Annotated in this window: 24 protein-coding genes and 1 tRNA gene; 14 read left to right on the forward strand and 11 right to left on the reverse strand. The window is 70.3% G+C overall.

Annotated elements, in window-relative coordinates; all coding sequences use genetic code 11:
* Positions 1–16: 16 nt before the first annotated feature.
* Complete coding sequence (locus tag ACYVJ3_RS03800) at positions 17–628, reverse strand: NAD(P)-dependent oxidoreductase (RefSeq protein ID WP_460851178.1); 612 nt, start codon at positions 626–628, stop codon at positions 17–19.
* Positions 629–732: 104 nt separating this feature from the next.
* On the opposite strand from ACYVJ3_RS03800, the gene ACYVJ3_RS03805 reads away from it, so the two are divergent.
* Positions 733–1587, forward strand: a complete 855-nt coding sequence (locus ACYVJ3_RS03805; protein WP_460851179.1) for a helix-turn-helix domain-containing protein — start codon at positions 733–735, stop codon at positions 1585–1587.
* Between the two features lie 9 nt (positions 1588–1596).
* Here the strand turns inward: ACYVJ3_RS03805 and ACYVJ3_RS03810 are convergent, their stop codons facing one another.
* Positions 1597–2112 carry a helix-turn-helix domain-containing protein gene (locus ACYVJ3_RS03810; RefSeq protein ID WP_460851180.1) on the reverse strand — a complete coding sequence of 172 codons (516 nt, stop codon included), beginning with the start codon at positions 2110–2112 and terminating at the stop codon, positions 1597–1599.
* Positions 2113–2210: 98 nt separating this feature from the next.
* Between ACYVJ3_RS03810 and ACYVJ3_RS03815 the strand changes: the two genes are divergently transcribed.
* Positions 2211–4172: a vWA domain-containing protein gene (locus tag ACYVJ3_RS03815; protein WP_460851181.1), complete on the forward strand. Its 1962-nt coding sequence runs from the start codon at positions 2211–2213 to the stop codon at positions 4170–4172.
* A gap of 3 nt (positions 4173–4175) precedes the next feature.
* On the opposite strand, the gene ACYVJ3_RS03820 is transcribed toward ACYVJ3_RS03815, so the two are convergent.
* Positions 4176–5147, reverse strand: coding sequence for a serine/threonine-protein kinase (locus ACYVJ3_RS03820; RefSeq protein ID WP_460851182.1), 972 nt, complete (start codon positions 5145–5147; stop codon positions 4176–4178).
* Between the two features lie 16 nt (positions 5148–5163).
* Positions 5164–5736: a dCTP deaminase gene (gene dcd / locus ACYVJ3_RS03825; RefSeq protein ID WP_460851183.1), complete on the reverse strand. Its 573-nt coding sequence runs from the start codon at positions 5734–5736 to the stop codon at positions 5164–5166.
* 17 nt (positions 5737–5753) lie between these two features.
* On the opposite strand from dcd, the gene ACYVJ3_RS03830 reads away from it, so the two are divergent.
* Positions 5754–6509: an SGNH/GDSL hydrolase family protein gene (locus ACYVJ3_RS03830; protein ID WP_460851184.1), complete on the forward strand. Its 756-nt coding sequence runs from the start codon at positions 5754–5756 to the stop codon at positions 6507–6509.
* A gap of 26 nt (positions 6510–6535) precedes the next feature.
* On the opposite strand, the gene ACYVJ3_RS03835 is transcribed toward ACYVJ3_RS03830, so the two are convergent.
* Positions 6536–6611 (reverse strand) — tRNA-Gly (locus tag ACYVJ3_RS03835).
* A gap of 51 nt (positions 6612–6662) precedes the next feature.
* Positions 6663–6887, reverse strand: coding sequence for a hypothetical protein (locus ACYVJ3_RS03840; RefSeq protein WP_460851185.1), 225 nt, complete (start codon positions 6885–6887; stop codon positions 6663–6665).
* 49 nt (positions 6888–6936) lie between these two features.
* Here ACYVJ3_RS03840 and ACYVJ3_RS03845 point away from each other — a divergent pair, with 49 nt between their 5' ends.
* From ACYVJ3_RS03845 to ACYVJ3_RS03860, 4 genes are read left to right on the forward strand one after another with little or no spacing between them, the layout of a single operon-like run.
* Entirely contained in the window at positions 6937–7737 is an 801-nt protein-coding gene (locus tag ACYVJ3_RS03845; protein WP_460851186.1) for an isocitrate lyase/PEP mutase family protein, read from the forward strand.
* A gap of 38 nt (positions 7738–7775) precedes the next feature.
* Positions 7776–8342: a nitroreductase family protein gene (locus tag ACYVJ3_RS03850; protein WP_460851187.1), complete on the forward strand. Its 567-nt coding sequence runs from the start codon at positions 7776–7778 to the stop codon at positions 8340–8342.
* Positions 8339–8533 (forward strand): hypothetical protein, encoded by a 195-nt coding sequence (locus ACYVJ3_RS03855; protein WP_460851188.1) that lies wholly within the window; start codon positions 8339–8341, stop codon positions 8531–8533. Before ACYVJ3_RS03850 ends, ACYVJ3_RS03855 begins: the two co-directional genes overlap by 4 nt.
* Positions 8534–8553: 20 nt before the next feature.
* Positions 8554–10074 (forward strand): adenylate/guanylate cyclase domain-containing protein, encoded by a 1521-nt coding sequence (locus tag ACYVJ3_RS03860; RefSeq protein ID WP_460851189.1) that lies wholly within the window; start codon positions 8554–8556, stop codon positions 10072–10074.
* A 9-nt stretch (positions 10075–10083) separates the two neighbouring features.
* Here the strand turns inward: ACYVJ3_RS03860 and ACYVJ3_RS03865 are convergent, their stop codons facing one another.
* Positions 10084–10476 (reverse strand): hypothetical protein, encoded by a 393-nt coding sequence (locus tag ACYVJ3_RS03865; RefSeq protein WP_460851190.1) that lies wholly within the window; start codon positions 10474–10476, stop codon positions 10084–10086.
* 359 nt (positions 10477–10835) lie between these two features.
* Between ACYVJ3_RS03865 and ACYVJ3_RS03870 the strand changes: the two genes are divergently transcribed.
* Positions 10836–11114: a DUF2461 family protein gene (locus tag ACYVJ3_RS03870; RefSeq protein ID WP_460851191.1), complete on the forward strand. Its 279-nt coding sequence runs from the start codon at positions 10836–10838 to the stop codon at positions 11112–11114.
* 180 nt (positions 11115–11294) lie between these two features.
* Here the strand turns inward: ACYVJ3_RS03870 and ACYVJ3_RS03875 are convergent, their stop codons facing one another.
* Positions 11295–11645: a hypothetical protein gene (locus ACYVJ3_RS03875; RefSeq protein ID WP_460851192.1), complete on the reverse strand. Its 351-nt coding sequence runs from the start codon at positions 11643–11645 to the stop codon at positions 11295–11297.
* A gap of 424 nt (positions 11646–12069) precedes the next feature.
* Here ACYVJ3_RS03875 and ACYVJ3_RS03880 point away from each other — a divergent pair, with 424 nt between their 5' ends.
* Genes ACYVJ3_RS03880 through ACYVJ3_RS03895 form a run of 4 tightly spaced genes read left to right on the forward strand, consistent with a single transcriptional unit; the run spans position 12070 to position 14194 of the window.
* Complete coding sequence (locus tag ACYVJ3_RS03880; protein WP_460851193.1) at positions 12070–12432, forward strand: hypothetical protein; 363 nt, start codon at positions 12070–12072, stop codon at positions 12430–12432.
* Between the two features lie 2 nt (positions 12433–12434).
* Entirely contained in the window at positions 12435–13079 is a 645-nt protein-coding gene (locus tag ACYVJ3_RS03885; RefSeq protein WP_460851194.1) for a DUF2461 domain-containing protein, read from the forward strand.
* Positions 13080–13114: 35 nt separating this feature from the next.
* Positions 13115–13765 carry a hypothetical protein gene (locus tag ACYVJ3_RS03890; protein WP_460851195.1) on the forward strand — a complete coding sequence of 217 codons (651 nt, stop codon included), beginning with the start codon at positions 13115–13117 and terminating at the stop codon, positions 13763–13765.
* Between the two features lie 30 nt (positions 13766–13795).
* The gene (locus tag ACYVJ3_RS03895) at positions 13796–14194 is read left to right on the forward strand and encodes a phage holin family protein (protein ID WP_460851196.1); all 399 of its coding nucleotides are present in this window, start codon (positions 13796–13798) and stop codon (positions 14192–14194) included.
* Positions 14195–14197: 3 nt separating this feature from the next.
* Here the strand turns inward: ACYVJ3_RS03895 and ACYVJ3_RS03900 are convergent, their stop codons facing one another.
* On the reverse strand, positions 14198–15127 hold the full coding sequence (locus ACYVJ3_RS03900; RefSeq protein WP_460851197.1) for a winged helix DNA-binding domain-containing protein: 930 nt from the start codon (positions 15125–15127) through the stop codon (positions 14198–14200).
* A gap of 34 nt (positions 15128–15161) precedes the next feature.
* Positions 15162–15617: a nuclear transport factor 2 family protein gene (locus ACYVJ3_RS03905; RefSeq protein WP_460851198.1), complete on the reverse strand. Its 456-nt coding sequence runs from the start codon at positions 15615–15617 to the stop codon at positions 15162–15164.
* Between the two features lie 150 nt (positions 15618–15767).
* Here ACYVJ3_RS03905 and ACYVJ3_RS03910 point away from each other — a divergent pair, with 150 nt between their 5' ends.
* Positions 15768–16442 carry a hypothetical protein gene (locus tag ACYVJ3_RS03910; RefSeq protein WP_460851199.1) on the forward strand — a complete coding sequence of 225 codons (675 nt, stop codon included), beginning with the start codon at positions 15768–15770 and terminating at the stop codon, positions 16440–16442.
* 51 nt (positions 16443–16493) lie between these two features.
* Here ACYVJ3_RS03910 and ACYVJ3_RS03915 read toward each other — a convergent pair whose 3' ends face one another.
* Positions 16494–16952: an RrF2 family transcriptional regulator gene (locus tag ACYVJ3_RS03915; RefSeq protein WP_460851200.1), complete on the reverse strand. Its 459-nt coding sequence runs from the start codon at positions 16950–16952 to the stop codon at positions 16494–16496.
* 196 nt (positions 16953–17148) lie between these two features.
* Between ACYVJ3_RS03915 and ACYVJ3_RS03920 the strand changes: the two genes are divergently transcribed.
* Complete coding sequence (locus tag ACYVJ3_RS03920; RefSeq protein WP_460851201.1) at positions 17149–19017, forward strand: acyl-CoA dehydrogenase; 1869 nt, start codon at positions 17149–17151, stop codon at positions 19015–19017.
* The last annotated feature ends 55 nt before the right edge of the window (positions 19018–19072 follow it).

A 19072-nucleotide genomic window follows, 5' to 3' on the forward strand; every position in this document is an offset into this window, starting at 1 on the left:
CACCGGCAACCAACGCTCAGTAGGCGACGTGGAAACGCTGGTTGACGTGCTGGCGGTTCTCGATCTCGTCGACGTACGCCGCGGCGAAGTCGGCGCCGCCGATGAAGGACTCGCCCGCCGCGTCGGTGAGGAGCACGTCGTCGGAGGTCCGGTAGGCGCCCTTGGCCTCACCCTCGGCCCACGCGCCGAAGACGGCTGCGGGGGAGAGGTAGAACCAGTCGGCGCCGCGGTCGTCGGCGCGCAGCGCGTCGAGCACGTCGCTGTGGGCGCGGGCGACGTCCTTGTACTCCGCGGGGAACTCCGGGGTGTCGATCAGCTGGGGGCCACCGGGCGCCACGTCGAGCGAGCCGGCGCCGCCGACGAAGCTGAGCCGGGCGTTGCCGGAGCGAGCGGCCTCGAGCAGGCCCGGGAGCGCCTCGATCAGGCCGTCGGGCTGCGTCGCGACGACCACCTGGTCGTGCTCGGCCGCGAGGCCCTTGAGGAAGGCGGTGTCAGCGATCGAGCCCTGGACGGTGCCCTCGGAGGCCGAGCGGGAGACGATGGTGACGTCGTGGCCGCGGGCCGCCGCCGTACGGGCGATGTGGCCGCCCGCGTAGCCGGTGCCGCCGATGATCGCGATGCTGCTCATGGTGAATCCCTTCGTTCGTGATCCCCGGGTCTCGGGGTGATGCCTCCATCCTCCAGGCGCAGTGCGAGGAATTCACGGTCGCTGGACGACATACGATGGTGAATATGCGACAACCGGCGATCGCTCCCGTCTCCTACCTTCCTGCCGAGGGCAAGGCGGGCGAGGTCGAGGCGACCACCGTGGGCGGGATGCTCGAGCGAGCGGGCAAGGCCGAGTTCGTCCACGTGCAACGGCCGGAGTTCCACTTCCTCCTCGCGCCGACGAGCGGCCGCGGCACCCACATGCTCGACTTCGTCGACCACGACCTGCGCCCCGGCTGTGTGCTGTGGGTGAGGCCCGGCCAGGTGCAGCGGTGGGGCGACGTCACGGCGTACGACGGGCGGGTGCTGATCTTCCCGCCCGCGCTGCTGGACCCGGTCACCGCCAGGCTCACCGAGGCCGAGTCGGCGGACGGCCCGTGCTGGTGGTCACCGCGGGACGCGGACGCCGCGCACGTGCCGGACCTCATCGAGCAGGTCGCCAAGCTCGCCGACGCCGACGGCATGCCGCGTGAGCTGCGCGGACCGGCCCTCACCCACCTGCTCTCGGCGCTGCTGCTCACCCTCACGGCACGTGCCCGCCACCGACCGGCCGGGACCAGCGGTGACGCGTGGCGGGCGTTCCGGGACCTCCTCGACGCCGAGCACGCCCGCCACCACGAGGTGGCGTGGTACGCCGCACGCCTCGGCTGGTCACCGCGCACCCTGACCCGCGCGACGCGGGCGGCAACCGGCGCGACGCCGAAGCAGCTGATCGACGAGCGCGTGCTGCTGGAGGCACGCCGGCTGCTCGCCCACACCGACCTGGCGATCGCGCGCGTGGGGGAGGCGATCGGCTTCGACGACGCGTCGAACTTCGGGGCCTGGTTCCGGTTGCGGACCGGGGAGACGCCCGCGGTCTTCCGGGCCGGGGCGCGGTGACGGCAGCGGCTACCGCTCCGGTCGGAGGCGTCGGATAGCTGCGTAGTGCCGGGTCTGCTCGAGTGGCTCGCCGGTCCCGTAGACCCGGATGAGCTCGGCCAGGCCGGGAGCGATGGCGCGCAAGGTGTTGGCGGCCGCGGTCAGCTCGGTGCGTGAGGCGACGGCGGTCAGCGCCTCGCGGAGGATGCTCGGGCCGTCGGCCGATGCCGTCGGTGGACCGGACGTCGTGAGGTCCGCGGAGAGCCCGGCGATCGCCGCGAGCCGAGCGTCGAGCTCGCCGCTGCTGAGATCGACGGCGACGGGCTCGAGCTCGATCAGGGCGCGCAGCCGGTGGAGTGCGACCGGGTTGGCGATCTTCACCCGCTGACCGGTGGCGAGGTGCGACAGCATCGCGGGGCTCATGCCCAGTACCTGTGCCAGCGCCGCCTGGCTGCGGCCCAGGGAGGTGCTCAATCGGCGGATGAGGTCGCCGAGCGGCTCGCCGTACAGTGCTCGCTGGTGTTCGATGTTTTCCTCGACGGCCACCCGACAATCCTACGCACGGATATGCAAGATATACGTTTGTATACGGCTGGGACGGGGCAGGAACAGAGGTCGAACCGCCTCGGGACGAAGGGAAGACCATGTTCAAGCTCCGCCGGACCACACTCCTCGCAGGACTCATCAGCATCGCACCGACCGCCGCCGGCGGCCTGTTCCTCGCCGGCCCGGCCGGCGCGGACGGCCCGCAGGGCGGTCCGCAGGGCGGCCAGGTGTCGACCGACTACGGCCGGATGCTGCTCCTGCTCGACTCCTCCGGCTCGATGAAGGACCCCGCCGGCGGCGGGCAGACCAAGATCGAGGCAGCCCGGCACGCACTGGAGGACGTCATCGCGGCCCTGCCCGCCGACGCCGACGTCGGCCTCCGGGTCTTCGGAGCGACGGTGTTCAGCCGCAAGCAGGCGGGCGCCTGCCAGGACACCCAGCTCGTCGTCCCTCCGGGCACCGGCAACCGCGACGGCCTGCGGGCCGCGGTCGCGAAGTACAAGCCGTACGGCGAGACGCCGATCCCCGCCGCGCTCAAGGCAGCGGCCGCCGACCTCGGGTCGGAGGGCAAGCGCTCGATCGTGCTGGTCTCCGACGGCGAGTCGACGTGCGCGCCGGACCCCTGCACGGTGGCGACCGGGATCGCGGCGCAGGGTCTCGACGTGCAGATCGACGTCGTCGGGCTGTCGGTCTCCGGCAGGGCGCGCCGGCAGCTGCAGTGCATCGCCGCCAACGGCCACGGGACCTACTACGACGCCGACAACGCCCGCGACCTCTCGCAGAGCCTCGGCCGGATCAGCGACCGGGCGGTGCAGCCCTTCGCCGTCGGTGGTCAGGACGTCAGCGGGACCGCCTCGCCCACGGGCGAGCCGACGATCCGGGCCGGTGTGTGGCGAGACGGGATGCCGGCCGAGGGTCACACCCGCCACTACCGGATCACCCGGACGATCCCCGGATCCACGCTGTGGGTCGGTGTCGTCGCCCAGCCCAACAAGACCCAGCAGAAGCTCGACCTCCGGCTGGTCGGCGACGACGGCCAGGACTGCGGGGAGGGGTACGACTACAACGGGATCACGGGCGGGGACTCCGCCACCCTGCTGGGTGTGCAGGCGAACAGTGACGCCGAGCAGCGCTGCAGCGACTCCGCGGGCCTGGACCTGGAGATCAGCAAGGACGAGTGGTCCTCCGGCGCCGCCTCCGTGCCGATGCAGATCACTGTCGTCGAGGAGCCGCCGCTCGCGGACGACAGCGGCCTGCCTGCGGGGGTCCCGTGGACCACCAACTTCCCCTGGCAGACCACGCCCAGGCCGACCGGTACGCCGCGCAAGGTTGTGTTCGGCAGCTCGCTGGCCGATGCGCCGCTGCTCGCGGACGGCGGCTACCACACCGAGGGGATCGTCCCGGGTGAGTCGCAGCTCTACCGGATCCACCTCGACTGGGGGCAGGCGGTGCAGGTGCGTCTGGTCCTGCCGGTCACGAGCTCCTCGTACGACGCCTACGGCGTCCAGGCACCGGTGGTTCGGGCGAAGCTGCTCTCGCCGCTGGGCGGGCGCGCCTCGAACTACAGCTGGGGCAAGGACGAGCACGGCACCCTGCTCGACAGCTACGACTTCCCGCCGACCTCGGTCTCGCAGGGCACCCGCTATGCGTACGTCGGTACCGCCCCGGTGCGCTACCGCAACCGCGATGAGACCAACCAGGAGTCGACCGCGCTGCCGGGTGACTACTACCTGATGGTGAGCCAGGAGACGAGCACGGGAGACGAGTCGGTGGTGACGCCGTACGACATCGAGGTGACCACGCTTGGGACGGCCGGTCAGGGCGCTCCGCACTACGTCGGGGACACCGGGCTCAAGGGTGGCCAGAGCCAGCCCGGCGGGACGGCGTCCGCCGCGGACGCGGCGGACGGTCCCAGCAGCCGGGGAAGCGCGGACGGCACCGGCGGCTCCGGCCACGACCACGACCACCTCCGTGTCGCGCTCGGATCGGCCGCCGGCGGTCTCGGGGTGGTCGGGTTGGCGGCGGCTGCGTTCCTGGTCAACAGGCGCCGACGCGCCTGACCCTCACAGCAGCAGCACCGCGGCCAGCAGGAGCAGGGTGCTGACCAGGACGAGCAGGGCGATCGGCCACCACGGCCGGTCGCCCTGCTCGGTTCCGCGCGGGACGGTGCTCTCCCGGGTCCGGACCCGGGTCGCCGGGGGCGGGGGAGGCGGTGCAGCCGCGGGCGGAGCGGTGGCGACCGCGAGCTGGTCGAGCACCTCGACCTCGTCCGGCTTCCACACCCCGGTCGGTACGACGGCCCGGATCTCCGCCGCGAGCTCGGCGGCCGTCGCTGGCCTCCGGTCCGGGTCGGGGTCGGCGGCGCGGGCCAGCACTCGGGCGAGCGGGGTGTCCGGCAGGTCGTGAGCGTCATGGGGTGGCCGGGTGCCGGTCAGCAGCTGCAGGCCGGTGACTCCGACGGCGTACAGGTCGTGGCGCGGCTCGGGGTCGGCGCCGGCCTCCTGCTCGGGCGGCGTGTAGCCGGGCGTGCCGAAGGTCATCGAGGCATGGGTCAGCCGCGGCTCGTCGACGGGGACGGCCACGCCGAAGTCCGAGAGCCGCACGTGCGGCCGTCCCGGACCGGTCGGCTCCAGCAGCAGGTTGCCCGGCTTCACGTCGCGGTGGACCACCCCGGCGCGGTGGACGGCATCCAACCCGGCCAGGGTCTGCGCCACGATCTCGGCGACCCACTGCTCGGGTAGCGGACCGAAGTCGCCGAGCAGCGTGGCCACTGAGCCCCCGCGCATGAGCGGCATCGTGAACAGCACCGAGTCGTCCGCGCCGGCCCAGCCGAGTGGCGTGACGACATGCGGGTGGTGGATCCGGGTCCCCTGCTCGCGGATGAACCGCAGCAGCGAAGAGGCGTCGCGCTGACGCAGCAGCTTGGCGGCCTTGACCGTCCCGTCGCGCCGGTCGAGCACGCGCCAGACCGACCCCATCCCGCCCTCGGCGATCGGGTCGATGAGCTCGTAGCGCCCCCCGAAGAGCTCGCCCATCGCCGTCCCGATGCCCTCAGATCTCGGTGCGGTGGAAGTTCTGGAACGACCGCGAGGCGGTCGGGCCGCGCTGGCCCTGGTAGCGGCTGCCGTACTTCTCCGAGCCGTACGGGTGGTCGCTGGGCGAGGTCAGCTTGAAGAAGCAGAACTGGCCGATCTTCATGCCCGGGTAGAGCTTGATCGGCAGCGTCGCGACGTTCGCCAGCTCGAGGGTGACGTGCCCGGAGAAGCCGGGGTCGACGAAGCCGGCGGTCGCGTGGGTGAGCAGCCCGAGCCGGCCCAGCGACGACTTGCCCTCGACGCGGGCGGCGATGTCGTCGGGCAGCGTGACGGTCTCGTACGTCGACCCGAGCACGAACTCGCCCGGGTGCAGGATGAACGGGTCGCTGCCGGCGTCGACCTCACGGGTGAGGTCGGACTGGTCGGCGGCCGGGTCGATCGCGGCGTACTTGTGGTTGTCGAAGACCCGGAAGAACCGGTCGAGGCGCACGTCGATGGACGACGGCTGCAGCATCGACTGCTCCCACGGATCCATCACGATCCGTCCGTTGTCGATCTCGGTGAGGATGTCGCGGTCACTCAGCAGCACGGTCGTAACCTACCTGCATGTCGTTCCAGAGGTACGTCGCGCTCGGCGACTCGTTCACCGAGGGCGTCGGCGACCCCGACCCCACCCGCCCCAACGGCCTGCGCGGTTGGGCCGACCGCGTCGCCGAGGCGCTGGCCCTCGGCAACCCGGGTTTCGGCTACGCCAACCTCGCGATCCGTGGCCGCAAGCTGCCCGCGATCATCGCCGACCAGATCGAGCCGGCGCTCGCGCTGGAGCCCGACCTGGTCACCATCCACGGCGGCGGCAACGACGTCCTCCGGCCCAAGGTCGACCTCGACGCCCTCGCGGCGTCGTACGACGAGGCGATCGGCCGGCTGAGCGACAGCGGCGCCCACGTGGTCATGTTCACCATCGCCGACCCGGGCTCGAGCGCGACGTTCCGTCTCGTCCGCGGACGGTTCGCGATCTTCAACGAGTGGGTCCGCGAGATCGCGGAGAAGCACGACGCGACGGTCGTCGACATGTGGCGAGCCCGCGGCTGGACCGACGCCGGGATCGTCGACGAGGACCGGCTGCACCTCAACGCGATCGGCCACACCGCGATCGCCGCGATGGTCCTCGACGCGCTCGGTCTCGAGCACGACCTGACCTGGGACGCGACGCCGCGCCCCGTGCTCAGCCGCCGCGACCAGCGCCGCGCGGACCTCGACTGGGCCACCACGCACCTCGCGCCGTGGGTCAAGCGCCGCGTGACCGGTCGTTCCTCGGGCGACGGCGTCGAGCCGAAGCGCCCCACCCTCGCGCCGATCTGAGTCGGCCGCCGAGCTGTTCGAGATGCTGGAGCGGGCGACGAGACTCGAACTCGCGACATCGACCTTGGGAAGGTCGCGCTCTACCAACTGAGCTACGCCCGCACGCACCGGTCGGCGTGGACCGCCGGCGCGGGATGGATGCTACCCCACGGCTCAGGCGCTGCGACGCCCGCGCAGGAAGTAGGCCACCGGCAGGACCCCCGCCGAGTTGACCGCCACCAGACCCAGCTTCCAGGCCCGCTTGGATCCGTTGACGCGCGCGGGCTCCCGCCGCGACAGGTCGCGCAGCGCGACCAGCCGGAGTGCGCCGTCGAGGCCCCCGCCGATCAGGATCGCCTTGCGGACGGACGGGCTCAGGTCGCTCCAGCGCTTGGCCATGGGATCTCCTCGAGGTCGGTGGGTTGTGCTCCAGCCTAGGGTGGCTGCCATGAGCGACGCGCGCGTCCGCGCCTTCCTCGACCTGCATCGGCCCGGCGCCGGGTTCGTCCTCCCGAACGCCTGGGACGGCGGATCCGCGCGGATGCTGGAGGACGCCGGGTTCCCGGTGATCGCGACGACGAGCGCGGGCATCGCGTTCAGCCGCGGCAGGCCCGACGGCACCATGGCGCGCGGCGAGATGCTCGAGGCCGTCGGCCGGATCGTCGAGGTCGTCGGGTGCGGCGTCACGGCCGATCTCGAGTCCGGCTACGGCCCGTCCCCGTCGGACGTCGCCACCACGGTCGGGTCCGCCCGGGAGCTCGGCGTCATCGGCTGCAACCTCGAGGACGCCGGGCCGGACGGCCTGTTCGACGTCGAGCACGCCGTCGAGCGGCTGCAGGCCGCGCGCGAGGCGGCGCCGTACGGCACCCTCGTGCTCAACGCCCGCACCGACCCCTACATGACCGCGCACCCCGACGCGTTCAGGGAGACGGTCGCGCGAGCGCGGAGGTACGTCGATGCCGGCGCCGACTGCATCTTCGTCCCTGGTGTCAGCGATCCCGACGTCATCGGCAGGCTGGTCGAGGAGATCGACGCGCCGCTCAACGTGGTGGCGGGCCTTACCGAGCCGGTGATCGACGCGGCCCGGCTGTGCGAGCTCGGCGTTGCCCGGATCAGCGTCGGCGGCACGCTGACCCGCGCCGTCCTCACCCTCGTTGCCGACGCAGGCCGCGAGATGCTCGAGGACGGGACGTTCGGCTTCGCGCGCGGCGCCATCCCGTACGCCGACCTGCAGACGCGCCTGCGCTGACCGGAATCACCCGGTGCACGCGGGCGTTGCCGCCTGACGTGCCCGACCTCCACGACTTCGCGTCCGAGCGCTACAGCCCGATGCGCTTCGTGCCCGACCACGAGGTCGCCGACGCCGAGGTCGACCTGCTCCTCGATGCGGGTCGGCGTGCGCCGTCCGCTGGCAACTCGCAGCCGTGGTCCTTCATCGTCGGCCGTCGCGGCGACGCCGTGCACCGGCGGCTGACCTCGCACCTCGCCCGGAGCTCGAGCGGCTGGGCACCGGATGCGGCCGTCCTCATCGCCAACCTCTCGCAGCGGTACGTCGAGGGCACCGACCTCGACTACTCCGAGTTCGCGTCCTACGACCTCGGCCAGGCGGTCGCGCACCTGACCTTCCAGGCCCACGCCCTGGGCCTCGCGGTCCACCAGTTCCGCGCCTTCGACCGTGACGGGGTCGCCGCGGAGTTCGGCGTACCCGACCACTGGGAGGTCACCAGCATGTCCGCGGTCGGCCTCCCGCAGGGCGACGCCGACACCCACCAGGGCGCCGGCACGAGTCGCGAGCGGCGCGCCCTCGACGACGTCGTGTGGGCGCGTGATCGCGCCTCTGCCCTGGGCCCGTGACCTCCGAAGGCTTCCCCGTCGCTGCCCTGGACTTCTACGACGACCTCGCGGGATCGGCGTACCTCACCAAGACCGACGCCAGGGCCGGCCTCGCCGAGCGGCTCGGCCGCGCCCTGCCCGATGCGTCCGCGCTCGAGGCCGCGTTGGCGCGCAAGGCGGACTTCTGCGGCGTCCCCGCCGAGCTGGCCTGATCCGCCGTAGTCTGCGGCCCATGCCGCGTGCTCCTCGTCGTTGGGCGATCCGCTTGGTGATCGCCGTCCTGCTCTCCGTCACGAACCTGGTCGGGGCAGCGGTCGTCTTCGCGCTGGCTGCGTTCATCGTGCCGCTCCCCGGGCCCGACAGCGACAAGGTGCGCTGGCTGAACTTCCTGGTGCTCGCCGGTTACGTGCCCGTCGCGGTCGTCGTCGGCACCTGGTGGGGCGTACGCCGGCAGAGCCGGATCGACCGCTGGCTGGTCGAGCATCGACCCGCGACCGACGCGGAGAAGACCGCGCTCCTCCGCACGCCGCAGTGGTTCGCGTGGCTGCACGCCGTCCTGTGGGGCGTCGCCGCGATCGCGTTCGGTGTGCTCAACGCGACCTTCCACCTGGGTCGCGGTGCCCTGGTGACGGTGATCGTCGCCATCACCGGTGTCACCGTGGCGTCCCTGGCGTTCCTCATCGTGGAGCGGCGCCTGCGCACGATGACCCGCGCGGCTATGGCCACCGGCCTGCCCGAGCGTCGCCGTGCCCGCCACGTCTCTATCCGCGCGATCCTGACCTGGATGCTCGGCACCGGGGCGGCGGCCAGCGGTCTGGTGCTGGCGGGCCTGATGGCGATGGTGCTCGGTGCTGACACCGTCACGGTGACCCGTCTCGGTGCGACGATGGTGGCCCTGGGCCTGGTGATCATCCTGGTCGGCGGCCTGGCCACCTTCCTGGCGGCGGGCGCCACCGCCGACCCGATCCGTGCCCTGCAGGCCGGCTTCGTGCGCGTCGGTCGCGGCAAGCTCGACACTCACGTCCCGATCGACGACGGCACCGAGATCGGCGAACTGCAGGCCGGCTTCAATGACATGGTCGCCGGTCTCCAAGAGCGCGAGCGCATGCGCGACCTCTTCGGCCGCCACGTAGGTGCCGACGTCGCCCGCGAGGCGCTGACCGGCGGCGTCAAGCTCGGCGGCGAGGTCCGCGACGTCACTGTCCTTTTCGTCGACGTGATGGGCTCGACCACGATGGCCACCGAGCTCGAGCCGCAGGAGGTCGTGGGCCTGCTCAACCGCTTCTTCGACGTGGTCATCGACGTGGTGCACAGCCACGGCGGCTGGATCAACAAGTTCGAGGGCGATGCCGCGCTCGCCATCTGGGGTGCCCCTGTCGCGGTGGCCGACCGCAACGCGCAGGCGCTCAAGGCGGCGCGGGTGATGGCCGCCCGGCTGCGCGACGAGGTCCCCGAGATCGGCGCCGGCATCGGCGTCTCGGGCGGGCCGGTCGTCTCCGGCAACGTCGGCTCGGCCGACCGCTACGAGTACACCGTCATCGGTGACGCCGTGAACGAGGCCGCCCGGCTGACCGCCGTCGCCAAGGACCACCCCGAGCTGTGCGTGGCCAACGCCGCCCTGCTCGAGGATGCCGCAGGCGAGGCCGCCGCCTGGGTCGAGCGGGAGCCCTTCACGGTCCGCGGGCGCGTCACGCCGACCCGGATCGCCGTACCGCTGGCTGCCTCGCCAGCCATCGCGATGCGCAAGGCGTGACCGCGCGCTTCAGCCGTGCAGGATCGTCCGCACCAGCTCGTTGACGAATCGTGCGACGCGGTCCGGTGGGTACCGATCGGGCGCGTCCAGCACGAGCCGGACACCCTCCTCGAATCCGGCCATGAACAGGTGGGCTGTCAGCTCGGGGTCGAGCTCGCCGCCCTGACGGTCGCGGAACGCAAGTTCGGCGAGCCGGGCCAGCAGGCTGACACCGAACCGTCGACCGTTGTCGTACAGCGCGCGGGTCTCGCCATCCTGCCAACCGTCGCGCGCGAGCAGCAGACGCCAGCTGGCCGGCTGGGCCCGGACCGTGTCGAGCGCTTGGTTCAGCGCTCGTTGCGTCGCCGACAGCGGGTCGACGTAGTCCTCCGGGGCAGGGATGAACGCGCGCCCGAGCTGCATCACCCGGCCGGATTCTCGGACGAGGAGGGCGCGGACGACCTCGTCGGCATTGCCGAACTGTCGGTAGACGACGGGCTTGGTGACGCCCGCCCCGTGCTCCCGCGATCCTCGGCATCGCGCCGAAAAGCGACAAGATCTGGGACCCGCGCGAGGCGCAGGCGCACTTCGGTGTCGACCTTCCCGCGGTCGCCCACCCGGCCTTCCCTGCGAAGCAGCACGACAAGGTGTTCGCCAAGGGCGAGAAGTCCATGGACGACGGGCTCCTGGAGTCGCAGAAGCACTGGGGCAAGCTCGAGGGCTACAACTACGCCTGACTCCCGGCGATCTCGGAGATGGCGGTTCAGTCCTACGCTGGGCCCGTGACCTTCGAAGGCTTCCCCGTCGCCGCCCTGGACTTCTACGACGACCTCGAGATCGAGAACACCAAGGAGTTCTGGGAGGCCCACAAGGCGACGTACGACGAGGCCGTCAAGGCGCCCATGGTGGCGCTGACCGACGCGCTGGCGCAGGAGTTCGGCGACGCGAAGGTGTTCCGGCCCTACCGCGACGTTTGGTTCTCTTCTCGTATGACTTTTGACGACCCGAACAAACCCGCGTCATCCACGCGTGGGCTACGCGTAGTCGGCGGCAACTTCTAGCGCGCTGCAAGCGATGCTGAGGTTGCCTCGCATCATGAGCTTCGTCGCAGCCAACGCCTCAGGCCAGGGCGCGACGGCGCAAGGTGACCGTAGACGTGATGGTTGATGGTGGGTTCGTGCTCCAGGAGGAAGTCCACCACCGACCAGAACTCCGGCAGACGCTCGTTGGCAAGTGCCTCCTCACGGCTCAACAAGTGCCTCCTCACGGCTCAACTTGTGCCCGAAGGTCTTGCTGTTCTCGTACGGCACAGCTGCTTGGACAGCAGTCGCAGCGGGCTCCGGACTGCTATCAACGGGTCCCACCCGGCAACCAAAGGTGACCCGATGGTCATTCTCTTCGTCCTCATCGAAAGTGCCGAAGATGACGTCCACCCAAGCCTCGGGGACGCCGTGATGGTGCAGCGCGGTCATGCCGATGGCATGCGGTCCAACCTCGTCAAGCACGAAGCTCTTCACCAGCAGGTAGCCGGCACCGCAGTCAGGGCAGGTCGATGCCTGCACCGTTGAGTCGCCATCGAACTTGAGGGTCACGCCAGAAGCGTAGGCGCCGAGGTCATCACGAGGGAGCAGTCTTCTCTTCTGTTGGCTCGCCCCAGCCCGGCGGTCGCTGGTACCCACACTCGATGGTTCCTGCCAGGTTGCTGGTCACCGCAACTTCATGCGCGTCTGCCAGCCAGACGGAAACTCCTCCGGCCCATGCCACCAACTCGATGACCGTGTTCTCGCTACTGACCCCTGTGAACGTGAAGCGTTCGCCTTTGCGCCCAGTAGTCCTCGCCCCATGGCTCGACCATCACGCATAGCAACTCGTCTGTGTCGTTGTGCACGACGGTCCCGGTGGCGTGCACCTTTGGCCTCGTCCAACGCATGTGAGGAACCCTAGCCCCGTCGACAGTGAGCATCAGGGCGCCGAAATGGCTACTCCGACTAACGACGCCGATGCAATGCTTGTCCCATGCATCCGCTCACCGAGGTCGAGCTTGCCGTCCTCCACCGGCTGGTCTCCGTTGAGTTCGACGGCGTTGAGCAACTGCGTGCTCAGGTCGAAGGCATTCGGGAGGTGGAGCCGAACTGCACCTGCGGTTGTCCGTCCTTTACGCCGAGCCTCGACCGGTCCACAGTTCCTGCTGCTCCGTATCGCTCTATCCTTCCAACCGAACTGGTCGAGGACGACAGGCCCGATGGCATCCCGCGAACCGTCATCTGGTTCGCAGACACCGACGGCTACATCTCAAACGTCGAGTGCGTCTACTACGACGACGCTCTCTCTGCGTGGCCAGACCTCAGCCGCTGCACGGTGCTGGCTCTCAGGAGGTGACGGTGACCTTCGAAGGCTTCCCTGTTGCTGCGCTCGACTTCTACGACGACTTGGAGCTGAACAACAACAAGGCATGGTGGGACGAGCACAAGCACATCTACCTCGAGTCAGTACGCGCCCCGATGCTCGCGCTCACCGAGGAACTGTCAGACGAGTTTTGTTCGGGCGCAAAGGTTGCTGTTTTCCGTCCACATAGGGACGTGCGCTTCGCCAAGGACAAGACGCCGTACAAGAACCACCAGGGCGCGTTCGTCTCCGCCGGCGCCCCCGCGACGGGTTGGTACGTCGAGGTCGCGGCTCCCGGCGTACGCGTCGGTGGCGGCGTCTACGAGATGGGTGGCGAGCGGCTCGCCGCCATGCGCGAGGCGATGGCGACGGACAAGACCGCGAAGGTGCTGCGCCGGATCCTGCGCGACCTCGAGACCGGTGGGTTCGAGGTCCACGGCGATCGGCTCAAGACCGCCCCGCGCGGCTTCGTCAAGGACCACCCCAACATCGACCTGCTCCAGATGAAGACCGTCCTGGGCATGAAGGCCTACGGCTTCGAGCCGGTCATCCACACGGCCGGCCTCCTCGATCAGGTCCGTGAGGACTGGCGTCGCCTCTGCCCCCTCGTCGAGTGGGTCGCCACCCACTCCCAGGCCTGACGGAACCGATCGGCCGGCCGCGGCGTCGTACGAGCATGCGCCGCACCGTGCTCGCCGTCGTTCCGCTGATGCTCGGTCTGACGGCATGCGGCGGTTCCGATGGGCCCGACGCACGGCCGCGGCCGACGATGCCGCAGTCGACGAAGGCGCCGGGCACCTGTCCGCCGGGGACGAAGGGCACGACGATCCAGTTCGACAGCAGCGGCTACGTCCGCTTCGCCGACCTGCTCGGCGATTGGCTCGCGCATCGCTCCGCGGTCGTGGACATCAAGCACCACAGCATCGTCGAGCTCCGGCCGGAGGGCAGTCCCTCGGAGATCGTGAGCTGGCACGAGATCACCCATCGGCATCCCTATGGCGCGCCGGTCTGGTTCGTCGGCGGCGCGGTCCGCTGCCATCGGCCGGCCGGAGAGTCGCCAGAAGCTGCCGGGTCCATCGTCACCCCGATCGTCACGCTGCACGTCAGCCACTGCTGGATCGACCCGGTGGCGATCAACGGCGAGAAGTGGGACGTCGCGCAGGAGGACCAGTTCGGCACTGGTGGCGGAGAGCCGGACGGCTTCCAGGGCCAGGGCGTCGCCTGGCCCGGTGGGGACGTGATGCTGTACGTCGACAAGAGCGGCGCGACCCTCACGCTGGTCCACGCGAACAGCCCGTGGGCGCTCAAGCGGACACTCTGCGCCTGACAACTGCCGTCCGAGCCCTAGGCTGGCGGCATGAAGCTCGCGCTGTTCGTGATCGTCAACGCCACCGCCGTCGCGATCGCGGCCTGGTTCTTCGACGGCATCAGGGTCACCGGCAGCGACATCCTCGACTCGCCGCGCTACGACCGCTGGCTGACCGTCGCGATCGTCGGCGTGATCCTCGGGGTCGTGAACCGCACGGTCGGCAGCCTGGCCAAGCTGCTCACCCTCCCGGCGATCATCCTCACGCTCGGCATCGCCCTGCTCGTCGTCAACGCGCTCATGCTGCTGCTGACGAGCAAGATCGCGCACGCGCTCGACCTCGGGTTCAGCGTCCACGGCTTCTGGACGGCCGTCGGCGGTGCGTTCGTCATCTCGCTGACGACGATGATCCTCGGGGCCCTGCTGCCCGACCCCGACGACAACAAGTAGCGCTCAGCGCGACCAGGTGCCGGTGACCCGACCCGCCTCCACGACCAGTGGACGGAACACGCCGTTGTTGCCGGGGGTCACGCTCGCGATGACGTCGGGGTCGGCGACCGGGCTGCGGTCCTGGTAGCCCAGGAACCACTCGTCGAACGCCGGCAGCCGCCAGACGTGCTCGGGCCCGAGGGGCGTGGGAGAGGCGTCGAGGGTCTCCGGCAGGACGACGTACGGCCGCCCGTCGAGACCCACCTCGACGGTCTCGATCTCCGCGAGAGCGCTGCGGACCATCCCCTTGGGGAGCTTCAGCCACCAGCAGACGTCCTCGACGCTCGCCGGACCGTGCGAGCGGAGGTAGCCCTCGACGATCGCCGGCAGCTCGAGCAGCGGTCCGGGAGGAGGGGTCGCGACCAGCGCCGGCTCGCCGTCGAGGGTCGTGCCCCAGTGGCAGCGGCCGGCGATCGAGAGGTCCAGGATCAGGTGGTACGTCGCCCCGCCCGCCGTCGGCAGCCCGGCCTCCGCCCAGAGCGCCGACAGCGCCCGCCGGGTCAGCGGCCCGGACGCGAGCGCCTCCTCGGCGACCTCGGTGGCCCGTGAGAGCACGGCATCGGTGATCCCGAGCTCGGTCCGGCGCCGCGCTGCGGCCCGGTGGATCCGCTCGGACGTCAGGGCCAGCAACGACGCCAGGTGCAGGGGAGTGGTGGCGAAGAGGGTGCCGCGCATCGGCCAGCCCCGGACGATGGTGCCGTCCCGGAAGGCCTCGGCCACGGTCGCCTCGCTCGCACCCGACCGCAGGGCGATGGCCGTCCGCACGGCACGGAAGTCCTGGCCCTGCAAGGCTCCGAAGCGGCGTACGACGCCCTCCGGGCCGCCCTCGATCGGGGCGCTCAGGCCTTGGGCGTGCGCCCGCAGCGCCAGCAGCTGCTCCCGCGTGAGGTCCACGTGAACAGCATGGCGGCCACCACCGACAGCCTGCTCAGGAGGCGGACACGAAGCTCGCCATCGTCCGCTCCGGCTCCCAGAACGCCTTCATCGACCTCACCCGGCCGTCGTCGTCGACGACGTAGACCATGATCAGGTCGGTGGTCGTGTACGACCCGTCCGGGAAGGACGTCCTGATCCGTCCGATGTTCGCGCACGTGTTGGAGCCGGGGTTGGCGAACGAGTCGTTGATCTCGAACTCGAAGGTCGCGATCGGCGCGATCGCCTGCTCCCAGAACGCCCTGATCCCCGCGTGCCCGTGATGTCCCTTCCCCTCGGCGTCGAACATCGACGGACCGACCGGGTCCTCGAGCACCGCGTCCTCGGCGTACACCGTCAGCCACTCGGCCAGGTCGCCCTTCGCGACCGCCGAGTACGACCGCTGCGAGGCGGTGCGCGCGGGATGCGGGTCGTTCGGGGCGTTCCACTTGATGGCGTCGGAGGTGATCACGCCGCGATCGTACGCCGAAACGAGAACACGTTCTATGTCTTGGCAGGCGCGACGACCGGCGGGGTGTGACCTCGGTCCGGACACCGCGGGGTACCGCGACGGCCGCCTTCGGTTCACGAGCCGCTCACCGGGGCCGTCCACCCTGGAGGCATGTCGAAGAAGCGCAAGGTCTGGATCCACGTCGGTGTCCCGGGTGCCGGCGACGTCCTCGAGCCGGCTCTGGCTCACCACCACGAGGCACTCCTCGAGCTCGGTGTCGCGTCGCTGGCGCGAACGTCCGCGGAGTCGTTCGCGGCCGCGGTCGAGATCCTTCGCAACCACCGGGCCTGGGGCCTCGAGCGTGCCGACGTCGAGGGTCAGTGGGTCCGGCTCGTCGAGCGGGGCGCCCGGACCAGGGCCGACCTCGTGTTCAGCCAGCCGATGCTGGCCAGCGCCTCCGCCGAGCAGATCGCCCTCCTGGTCGACGCGCTGCACGGCTTCCAGGTCAACGTCGTCGTGACCACCGTCCGCACCGACGAGAGCGACCTCGTCGAGCGCTGGTCCGCGGCCGTGCGCAAGCCCGAGCGCCTGCACGTCCTCGAGCTCGACGGCATCGGCGCGCGGGCGACCTGGAAGACCTTCGGCAAGCTGGTCGGCTTCGGCACCGCGTCGCTCCCGCTCGACGAGGTCCCGGTCGTCCCGGTACCGGACTCCTTGGCGGATGCCCGCCGGGAGATCGAGCGGCTCGCGCGGCGCAACGCCTCGCTGGAGCTGCGCGTCGAGGAGCTCGACCGCAAGCGCCGCAAGCTCAAGCGCCGCCTGCGCAACCGCGACCAGGCCGCCTGATTCGTTGGTTGAGTAGCCGCGAGCGCTAGCGAGCGGCGTATCGAAACCAGGTCAGTGACTGGCCCAGGCGTCGTCGTCGTCGGTGCGGGCCTTCACGTCGGCGGGGAGCTCCCGATCGGACAGTGCCTGGATCGACACCGTCTCGAAGACCTCGCGCAGCGAGCTGCGGGCGGCGATCCAGACGTGCTGGAGCACCTCGGCCGACTCGTTGTAGCTGACCGCCTCGGGCCGCAGCCCGTAGACGGAGACGAGCGGGCCGTCGACCGCGCGGATCACGTCGGCGACGGAGACGTCCGCGGCGGGCCGGGCCATCCGCCAGCCGCCGGACTGACCCCGCTGGGAGATCACGATCCCGGAGCGACGCAGGTCGGCCAGGATCGCCTGCAGGAAGCCGTGCGGGATCTCCTGGAGCCGCCCGAGCTCCTCGGCGCTGACCGCGCGGCCGTCCGCTCGGCCGGCCATCTCGATGAGGGCGCGCAGCGCGTAGTCGGACTTCGCGGAAACTCGCATGGGTCGAGTGTCTCAGATTGTTCGATCAGATCACTCGACCATGGCGCATATCGGGCGGAGCCCGCCGGAGGCCCCGGATCGTCCGGGAGCGGCGAGCGTCACGCAACGTCGCGCTTGCAGCGGGCTAGCGGCGCTCGTATCATCAAGTTACTGACCAGTAACCCCGGTCTGGGGTCCACCAGTGGAGGGACACGGCGTGAGCCACTACAAGAGCAACCTGCGGGACATCGAGTTCAACCTGTTCGAGGTCTTCAAGATCCAGGACTACCTCGGCAAGGGCCTCTTCGAGGAGATGGACCAGGACACCGCTCGGGAGGTCATCGCCGAGATCGAGCGTGTCTCCCGCGAGGACCTCGCGGCGTCGTACGTCGAGTCCGACCGCAACCCGCCGGTGTTCGACCCCACGACCAACACCGCCCCGGTCCCCGCCGCGTTCAAGAAGTCCTACGACGCCTGGGTCGAGGCCGGCTTCTGGGGCCTCGGCGTCCCGGAGGAGATCGGTGGCACCACCGCCCCGTCGTCGCTGGTGTGGTCCTCCGGCGAGATGATCCTCGGCGCGCACGCGCCGATCTGGATGTTCTGCACCGGCCCGTTCTTCGCCTCGGTCGCGTTCAAGAACGCAAACGGCGTCGCGCGTGACATCCGCATCGCCGAGCTCATGGTCGAGAAGATGTGGGGCGCCACCATGGTGCTGACCGAGCCCGACGCGGGCTCCGACGTCGGTGCCGGCAAGACCTTCGCCACGCCCAACGAGGACGGCTCCTGGAACATCTCCGGCGTCAAGCGCTTCATCACCAGCGCCGAGTCGGACCTGCAGGAGAACATCATCCACTTCGTCCTCGCCCGCCCGAAGGGCGTCGAGGGCATCGGTGGCCCGGGCACCAAGGGCCTCTCGCTCTTCCTGGTCCCGAAGTACCACTTCGACCACGAGACCGGTGAGCTGACCGGCGAGCGCAACGGCGCCTACGTCACCAACGTCGAGCACAAGATGGGCCTCAAGGTCTCCAACACGTGCGAGGTCACCTTCGGCGACCCGCAGATCGGTGGCGGCGAGCCGGCCCAGGGCTGGCTGCTCGGCGAGGTCCACGACGGCATCCGCCAGATGTTCGACGTCATCGAGAACGCCCGCATGATGGTCGGCACCAAGGCCATCGCCACCCTCTCGACCGGCTACCTCAACGCCCTCGAGTACGCCAAGGAGCGCGTCCAGGGTCCCGACCTCGCGCAGGCGGCGGACAAGAACGCCCCGCGCGTGACCATCACGCACCACCCCGACGTGCGTCGCTCGCTGATGACCCAGAAGGCGTACGCCGAGGGCATGCGCGCGCTCATCACGTACACCGCCACCTGGCAGGACAAGATCCAGATCGCCAAGGCCGCCGGCGAGGACTACAAGGTCGCCGAGGGCGTCAACGACCTGCTGCTGCCGATCGTCAAGGGCTACGGCTCGGAGAAGTCCTGGACCCTGCTCGGCACCGAGTCGCTGCAGACCCTGGGCGGCTCCGGCTTCCTGCAGGAGTACCCGATCGAGCAGTACGTCCGCGACGCCAAGATCGACACCCTCTACGAGGGCACGACCGCGATCCAGGGCATGGACTTCCTGTTCCGCAAGATCGTCAAGGACCAGGGCGCGTCCCTGGGCGTCATCAACAACGAGATCGACGCCTTCGCCAAGGACGAGAACGGCTCCGCCGAGCTCAAGGTCGAGCGCGAGCTGCTCGCCCAGGGCCTCGCCGACGCCGGCGAGCTGGTCGGCCTGGTCATCAACGACCTGATGTCGGCGGCCAACGAGCTCAACAACATCTACAAGGTCGGCTTTAACACCACCCGCGTGCTGTTCGCGCTCGGTGACGTCGTCGTCTCGTGGTTGCTGCTGCGCCAGGCCGAGGTCGCGCTCGCCGCGCTGGCCGACGGTGCGACCGGTGCCGACAAGGCGTTCTACGAGGGCAAGGTCGCCGCGGCGAAGTTCTTCGCGGCCAACGTGCTCCCGAAGATCACCTCCGAGATCGCCATCGCCAAGTCCGTCGACCTCGCGCTGATGGAGCTCGACGAGGCCGCGTTCTGACGCGACCGCATCATCGGCCGAGGGCCGTCCGGACAGAGTTCCGGGCGGCCCTCGG

This window comes from Nocardioides montaniterrae (assembly GCF_054782655.1).